Origin of the sequence: Janthinobacterium sp. GW458P, assembly GCF_002127585.1 — a bacterium.
In the GTDB taxonomy this organism is placed as follows: Bacteria; Pseudomonadota; Gammaproteobacteria; order Burkholderiales; family Burkholderiaceae_D; genus Janthinobacterium.
In genome coordinates, this window is the sequence record NZ_NEGZ01000098.1 from 1 (window position 1) to 7,821 (window position 7,821).

Genomic DNA, 7,821 nt, shown 5'->3' on the forward strand with positions numbered 1-7,821 from the left:
GACCGCGCGGCCCCGCTCCCGCCGGCGCGCGCCAGGCCGGCGGCGCCCTGCTGGACCTGATGCACGAAGGGTTTTACATGCTGTTCATGCTGAAGAACGGCTCGGCCCCGGGCGACGAGCAAAGCTTCATGGACCGCATCACCTCCTTCCTCGACGACTTCGAACGCGAAGCGAAAAAGATCCGCGCCGACGGCGACGATATCGAAGCGGCCAAATACGCGTTCTGCGCGGCCGTCGACGAAATCATCCTCGCTTCGCCGTTCACCCTGCGCAAGCAGTGGGAACGGCGCCCGCTGCAGCTGCTGATCTTCGGCGACCAGCTGGCCGGCGAGCATTTTTTCGACCGCCTCGACGCCTTGCGCGGCAAGGGCGCCATGCGCGTGCAGGCGCTGCAGGTCTTCCACATGTGCCTGCTGTTGGGCTTCCAGGGCAAGTATGCGATCGACGGCGGCGAGAAGCTCAGCTACCTGACGGGGCGCCTGGGCGACGAGATCGCCCACATCAAGGGCAAGAGTCGCGGCTTCGCGCCGCGCGCCGAGCGCCCCGACCAGGTGGTCAACAAGCGCCGCAGCGACGTGCCGCTGTGGGCCCTGTCGAGCGTCTTCGCCCTGCTGGCCATCTGCGCCTACCTGGCCCTGAAAACGCAGCTGACGCACGGCACGCAGACAACCCTGGCCGCGTACGCTGACCTGGTGAAGCTGGCGCCGCGTCCGGCGCACCTGACCATCACCTTGCCCTGAACAGCTCACGACGCCTGCCGCGCGTCGCGATTCGCGGCCTGCGATGCTCAATGACGCGGCGTCCCCGTGCATCCGCACGCCTGCGCTTCTCGGGCAAAAGGGGGCGCCTAGCCTCTCATCCGCTCGCTACGGTTTGTGAGATGTCAAGCGGGCTACTGCGCGATGCGGAACTCGATGCGCCGGTTACGCGCCCGGCCGTCGGCCGTGGCGTTGCTGGACACGGGGCGGTCCGGCCCCTGGCCCGAGGCCAGCACCATGTCCGGCTTGACGCCCTGCGTGGCCAGGTAGGCGCGCACGGCTTCGGCGCGCGCCTCGCTCAGGGCCACGTTGCTGGCGCGCAGGCCCGTGTTGTCCGTGTGGCCGATCACTTCCACCTTGCGTCCCTTGAGCTTTTGCATGACGGCCGCCATTTCGTCGAGGATGGCCAGGCCCGCCGGCGTGATGCTCGCCTTGCCGCTGTCGAATTCGATGATGCGCTTATCGAGCGCGGCGTCGAGCATGTCCTGCTCGGCCTCGGCCGCCTTGATGCGCAAGCCGTTGTTGACAGTGTAGGTGGGATTGAGGCTGGTAGCGATGTCGCTGGCGATCTGCTGGCGCTGCGCCTCGTTGGCCACCTCGCCGCGCACGCTGACGTTGTTGCCATCGATGCTGATCTGGCCGCGCGAAATGAGCTTCAGGTTCGGCGCGATGAGCTTTTGCACATACGCGTTCCAGTTGGCCGGCACGGCCACGTTGCCGATGGCGATCTGGTCGACCACGCGCTCGGCGCCATACTGCTCGCGCAGACGGGCCAGCACGGCCGCCTTGGCCGCTTCATCGGCCAGCGTGCCGGTGACGAGGATCTGGCCCGGCATGGGCGTGGCGGGCGCCTGCGCCTGCACCTGGGCGCGGCAGGTTACGGCGGCAAGCAGCAACAGCAGGACGGGTGATTTCATCGCAATCCTTCAGGCAAAGGTATCCGTGAACATGGCGCAGGCCGAGCGCAGCGACAACTGCTCCTGCTGCAGGCAGGCGGACAGGCGGCGCAAGGCCGGTTCCTGCTCCAGCTGCTCGTCGACCCAGTCCAGCTGGTCGAAGACGATCAGCCTTTCGCCAGCCGCCTGCGGGTCGATCAGGGCGTGCAAGCCATGCGGGTCGGCGCCGCAAAAGCCGATCACCAGCGCCGGCGCCTCGTCGAGACGGGTAAGGAACAGCGCCAGTTCGACATCGGCGTGGCGCAGGAAAGGCGTGACCAGGTGCAGCCAGAAGCTGGCCGCCAGCGGGCGCGCCTGCGCATCCTGCGGCAGCGGCAGCACCAGGCTCTTTTCCAGGCGCGCCAGGCCGCTCTGGCGCACCGGCCGCAGCAGCAGGCCCAGGCCCAGCAGCAGTTCGCGCACCGTCACGGGAAACGCCGGCGAGGCCAGCATGGCTTGCAGGCTGCGCACCGTGTGCGCCTGCAGAAAGGCCGACAGCTGCGCCGCATGGCAGCCGGCGGCCGTGTCGATTTCCAGCACGTTGCCGGCCAGCGCCAGCAGCGACGGCCCCGGATCGGCGCTGGCCACGATGCCTTGCGCCAGCTGCTCCGCGCGCTGCCACAGCGGCGCCAGCACCAGCGGACTGCAGGCGAGGAAGGCGTCGGCATCCTCGACTTCCAGCGCGCCCATGGCCATGAAGGGAAAGCGGCGGTGCGACTGGTCGCTGCTCGCCTCCAGGCGCCCGGCGATGGCGCGCCGGCTGCGCGTGCCGACGAAGGCAAAGCACAGCGGCGGCAAGGCGTCGTAATTGAGCTTCCAGCGCGGCGCGGCCGTCAGCGCCGTCATCACCTGCGCCAGCCAGTCGTCGAGCAGCTGCACCAGCGCGTGGCTGTCGCAGGCCTTGATGAAGTCGCCGCGCGCGGGGATCTTGCCGAAGTAGCCGAGGCGCACCTGTTGCGCCGCGCGCTTCATGGCCGCGCCCCGGCCATCGCAGCCGCCACCGCGACGGCGGGCGGCGCAGCGACGGCGGCGCCGACGATGGTCTCGGGCAGCTGCATGCCGCGAAAACCCTGCTCCTGCACGGCCGCAGTCCCTCCCGCGCCCGTCGTCTCGGGGCTGCTGGTGATCTTCAGGTCGACCGCCACGGCCACCTCGCCGCGCGTCCAGCGCAGCTCGAACACGCCGCCGTCCTTGCGCTTCTTGGCCGCCGCATCGATCATGCGCTTCAGGCCGAATTGTCCCGGCTCGTTGAACAGTTCCACCGTGCGCCCGTCGAAAGTGACGGCGGTGATGCGCGCCCCCTGCATGCCCGACGCGCCCTGCGGACCGGGATGGACCATGTTCGTCCACTGCGCCGGCGTATTGCGGTAGCGCAGCTGCTGGCCGTCGATCTCCAGCGTATATTCCAGGGTGCCCGGCGCCGGCGACGGCTGGATCTGGAACACGGTCTGCGCCGCGCCGGAGGCGGCCGCCACCCCGCCCGCGCCCAGCGGCGCGATCCAGCCGGGAAAGCGCGCCGCCACCTGCGGCGACAGGCTGATGCCCATGTCGGCCCAGGTGCGCGGTGCCAGCACGTCGCCGCGCCGCACCACCAGCGGTCCCATGGAGGTGGTGACGAATTTCGCCACCAGGCCTTCCGGGCCGAAGAACTGGCCGATCTCGAGGTTGCTCGCCTCGATGCGCGCGCTGGGGGAAAACGGATATTTGTTGGCCAGCGACTTCTGGAACGGTTCATACACCTGCGCCGCCCAGGTCTTGTTGAGGTCCAGTTCGGCCGGCGCGACGATGACGGCAAAGGTCTGCATCAGCGGGCGCACGAGGATGGGGCGTATCGCCTGCTTTTGCGCGTCGCTCATCCCCGTGAGCATCTGCTCGTCGACCAGTTTCAGGGCGTCGGCCAGTTCGGAACCGCTGCCCTCCAGCGTCTGCTGCATGAACTGGCGCGCACCGGGTCCCGCGTCGCCCTGGTTCTTCAGCAGGTTCAAACGGCTGCGCAGTTTCGACAGCGCTTCCAGGTAGGCGCGCATCAGCGAGGCGTTGTTGTCCCTGGACGCCACCAGCTTGCCCACGCCGGCAAATTCGCGTCCCACGGGTCCCATGGGTTTGTCCAGACGGGCCGGGTCGAGCTGCGCGTTGAGGCCGGGATTGGCCGTCAGCTGCGACGGCGCGCGGCGCAGCACCGTTTCCTTGAACCAGGCGACGATGCCGCGCTCGGCCTTGCGCAACTGCGCATTCTGCAGGGCCGGGTTGTCCCACGACGTTTCATCGTAGATGCTCGTCAGCAGCCTGGCGATCGGCGACGACTGCGGGTCGCCCAGGCGGTTCATGGCCTGCACGGCGCCCTCAAAACCTTTCAGGTCGGCGACGGCGACGCCCTGCACGAATTTTTGCCATTCGCACGCATAGTCGGCCTTGTACATGGCCACCAGGTTTTTCTCGATCTGCTCCGGGCTGCCTTCCAGGGTCAGGTCGTCGGTGGACGCGCTCTTCAGCACCCAGTCGGCGCTTTGCAGTTCGCGGTTGGCGGCGTCGCGGAACGCGCCCTCGACGAATTTTTCCCAGGCCTGGCGCGTAAAGGCGCCGGAGACGGCGTAGCTGCCCGCCAGCAGCGCCTGGTCCTGTTCGCCGACGATGCGCGCCACCGTCATGCCGGGAAAACGCGTCGAGGCGCGCGCCTTGATGTCGGCATACACGCGCTCGCGCGCCGGCATGCCGCGCACCACGCGGCGCAGGTTTTCGCGCGCCTGGTCGACCAGCGCCAGCTTCTGCTCGATGCGCGGCCACGACGGGTCGCTCACCTGCGCCAGGTAAAAAGTCAGCAGCCGTTCGGCGCTGCGTATCATCTGCTCGCGCGGCATGGCGCCCCGGTTGCCTTCCAGCCAGCCGCGCCAGAAGCGCGTCATCTGGTCGTTCAGGTGGCTGCTTTCCGCATGCGTCTTGTCGGCCAGCATCAGATAGGTCTTCAGCGCGTTGTAGGCGTCTTCCACATTCGTCGGCGAGGCGGCCTGGTACTGGTACGCGCGCGCGCCGGCCGAAGCGGCGGCCGGCGTCTGCGGCGTGCGCGCCGCCGGCTGCAGCTGGTCGGCGCTGGCGTTCATGTCAAACAGCAAGGCTTCCAGCGCGCCCGTCACCGGTTCGAGCATGACGTGGCGCGCGCCGGCAAAATACTCTTCGCGCAGCTTGCGCTCCAGCAACTCACCCTGATACAGGCCCATGCGCAAGGACCACGGGCGCTGCGTGCGGTACGCTTCCAGCTGCTCTATGCGGTCCTGCAATATTTCCAGCGCTTCCAGCCGCGACTGCAAATCCAGCCGCTGCTCCTGCAGCCGCACCACTTTGTTTAGATCGGCCTCGACATTGGCCACCAGTTGCCGGTTGCCCAGGTAAGACCAGCTCCAGCCGCCCAGGCAGGCGCCCAGGGTCAGGGTGGCCGTGAAGAAGACGGCATATTTGAAGCGCACCTTGGCGCGGCTCGCATAATTGGCCACCAGGTGCTGGTCGGCAAAGATCACCTTGCGGAACAGGTCGAGCAGGAAATAGCCGTGCTGGCGCGCGCCGGACGGCGCCACGGCCGGGACGGGCGCGAAGGCCAGGTCGAAGCGGCGCGCCACCTGCTGCGAGGAGGCACTGACGGGCTCGCCCTCCTGCAGCGCGCTGGTGAAGTAAAAACCGCGGAACACGGGCTGGAACTGGAACGGATTTTCCTCGAACAGGGTGGCGATGAAGGCGCGCAGGGCCGGTTTGATGGCGGCAAATTCCAGCGGGAACGTAAACACCCCGGGCGCCATCGTCTTGCGTTGACGGTGCGCCATGTTGGCCAGGCTCAGCTCCGTCAAGCCATCGTGCAATTCATCGAAGCTCTGGTCGAAAAAATTCAGCAGGTCGGCCGTGGGCAGCTTGCGCCGGTAGGGCATGGTGGCGCCCCATACGCGCTCGCGCTCGCTGCGTTCGGCCTCGGCGAAAAACTCCGTGAAGCCGGCGATCAGGTCGGCCTTGGTAAACACGATGTACAGGGGCGCGAACACTTCCAGGCGCTCGATGACGTCCTGCACGCGCTTGCGCAGGCTGCGCGCCAGCTGCATGCCGACATCGGGATCGCCCTTCAATTCGGCGATGCTGACGGCGATGAGGATGCCGTTGACGGGCGCCTTGCGCCGGTATTTTTTCAGCAGGTCGAGAAAGCCGAACCACTCGCCGCGGTGCTCGTCGACGACGGAATAGCGTCCCGCCGTGTCGAGCACGATGCCGTCCGTGGTGAAAAACCAGTCGCAGTTGCGGGTGCCGCCCACGCCTTGCACGATCTTGCCGTCGGCGAAAGGAAATTGCAGGCCCGAATGCAGGATGGCGCTGCTCTTGCCGGCGGCCGGATTGCCGATGATCATGTACCACGGCAGTTCGTACAGGGCGGCGGCGCCCGCCTTGATGCCCAGCTTGGACGTCTTGATGGTCTCGATGGCTTCCAGCATGCCCTTGCGCACGGCGTCGAGCTCGCCCTGCTGCGCCTGGCCTGCCGTCGTTGCCGAGGCCGCCTGTGCGGCGGCGATTTCGGCCTCGTTGAGGATGGCTTGCCCCAGCGCCTGCGCATCGCGCCGGGCGCGGCGGCGGCGCCACAGCCACAGGCCCAGCCAGATCAGGAAGGCCAGCAGCAGCAAGGCCAGCGCCCACACGAGGGCCACTTCCAGCGCCTCGGCGCCCAGGTAGAGGAAGACGGCCAGCGCCGCGAAACCGAGGATGGTCAGATTGCGGCTGTCGGTCAGGAAATGCCAGATTCGTCGCAGCATGATGGGCCCAGAGTGAGGTCGCACGGCAGGAATGGCGCCGCCGCTCAGCAAGGCGGACGCAGCCCATCCTGACAGCAATCGCGCCAGGCTTTGTTGACATATGACAAGTGTTGCATGGCCATCGCCAGCACCTGGCCGCTCGTCATTGACGCTACGCAAGCATGCTTGCGCCTGTGAAAAATTTGCGCACGCACGGCGCTAGAATGGCGGCGCGGCCTATTTTGCCAGGACGCGGGGCTGGGGCAATTCCGTGTGGCCGAAATCCATCATGGTCCAGCGTCCGCCCCAGCGCAGGCCCACCGATTCCGCCGTCACGCCATATAAACGGTAGCCACGCATGGCCCAGGCATTTTTTTCAGAAATGATGAGCTTTCCTTCATGCATGAACGCGCAATCGGCGGCCAGGCCGTACTGGTGATAGCTTTGAAACGCCCTGGCGTTCGTCACGTTGGGGCCGGCTGCCGCCAGCTGGTCCTGGCGCGCCGGACTGCGGTAGCCTTCCAGCAAGACCATGTCATAGCCATGCACGTCCTTCATGATCTTGAAGACCAGCAGCAAACGCTGCGCGAAATCGTGGTCGAGCAATTGCCAGTTGCGGCTGGCGCCGCCCAACAGCGGACGCAGCTGCGTCACCTCGGCCGTGGAAAACAGCAGCGGCGGCAGGGTGGGCGGCGGCACCAGTTGCTCGCCCTTGAGCAAGTCGCTGACCTGGTCATTGACGACATAGTGCCGGTCGGCATAGCCACGCAGGGCAATGCGGTCGCTGGACAGCCAGGCCAGCAGCGGCGGCACGACGATCAGCACGCCGCCCGCCAGCGACAGCCAGCGGTGGCGCAGCAGCAGGCGCCAGCCGCGCGCGATGCCAAAGCCCGTGTGCCGCTGCCAGCGCTGCCATTGCGCGCCGCCGCCCCCCTTCAGGTGCCGCGCGCGCCGCTGCACGCGCCAGCCCAGGTTGACGAGCGTATGCAGCAGCATGGCGCGGCCGCCGGGAAACAGCAGCAGCCAGCCGGCGAAACAGGCCAGCAGGAAATACATCAGGACCAGGGCGACGAACATGGGGCGCTCCATGACAGGGACAGGCGTGGGCCGGACAGCAATTTCCCGGCGGTATCGCTAGATCGTATGCGCCCGCGGCCCGCATGTGCGCGGTTTACATCAAGTTCCATCCAAGTTCGGAGGTGATATTTTGACTTTACTGAAAAGCGGCGACGGCCATCCGCGCGGCCCGACCCTGCTGGCCGGGGCCGATACGGCCGCCACGCAGGCGGGCGGCAACCGCATCCTGTCCCGGCTCGAACATGGCGGCGCCCCGCCCGCCACGGTCCCGGCCATGCGCTGGCGCCCCGG

At 67.5% G+C, this 7,821-nt stretch carries 5 protein-coding genes; 1 reads left to right on the plus strand and 4 read right to left on the minus strand.

What is annotated here, in order from left to right; all coding sequences use genetic code 11:
• Nucleotides 1-740 (plus strand): type IVB secretion system protein IcmH/DotU (gene icmH, locus CBW50_RS27495; RefSeq protein ID WP_086148440.1); only part of this gene is annotated, 740 nt, incomplete at its 5' end.
• Nucleotides 741-892: 152 nt separating this feature from the next.
• On the opposite strand, the gene CBW50_RS27500 is transcribed toward icmH, so the two are convergent.
• The 4 genes from CBW50_RS27500 to CBW50_RS27515 all read right to left on the minus strand — a co-directional run bounded on the left by CBW50_RS27500 (nt 893) and on the right by CBW50_RS27515 (nt 7,530).
• On the minus strand, nt 893-1,675 hold the full coding sequence (locus tag CBW50_RS27500; protein ID WP_086148441.1) for an OmpA family protein: 783 nt from the start codon (nt 1,673-1,675) through the stop codon (nt 893-895).
• Between the two features lie 9 nt (nt 1,676-1,684).
• Nucleotides 1,685-2,665: a type VI secretion system-associated protein TagF gene (gene tagF, locus CBW50_RS27505; protein ID WP_086148442.1), complete on the minus strand. Its 981-nt coding sequence runs from the start codon at nt 2,663-2,665 to the stop codon at nt 1,685-1,687.
• Nucleotides 2,662-6,474, minus strand: a complete 3,813-nt coding sequence (tssM, locus tag CBW50_RS27510) for a type VI secretion system membrane subunit TssM (protein WP_086148443.1) — start codon at nt 6,472-6,474, stop codon at nt 2,662-2,664. The genes tagF and tssM overlap by 4 nt, the downstream gene beginning before the upstream one ends.
• 216 nt (nt 6,475-6,690) lie before the next feature.
• On the minus strand, nt 6,691-7,530 hold the full coding sequence (locus tag CBW50_RS27515; RefSeq protein ID WP_086148444.1) for a M15 family metallopeptidase: 840 nt from the start codon (nt 7,528-7,530) through the stop codon (nt 6,691-6,693).
• Nucleotides 7,531-7,821 lie beyond the last annotated feature (291 nt).

Coding starts and splice junctions, on each gene's coding strand:
- CBW50_RS27500 (WP_086148441.1), bottom strand. CDS start 1,675: ATGAAATCACCCGTCCTGCTGTTGCTGCTTGCCGCCGTAACCTGCCGC.
- tagF (WP_086148442.1), bottom strand. CDS start 2,665: ATGAAGCGCGCGGCGCAACAGGTGCGCCTCGGCTACTTCGGCAAGATC.
- tssM (WP_086148443.1), bottom strand. CDS start 6,474: ATGCTGCGACGAATCTGGCATTTCCTGACCGACAGCCGCAATCTGACC.
- CBW50_RS27515 (WP_086148444.1), bottom strand. CDS start 7,530: ATGTTCGTCGCCCTGGTCCTGATGTATTTCCTGCTGGCCTGTTTCGCC.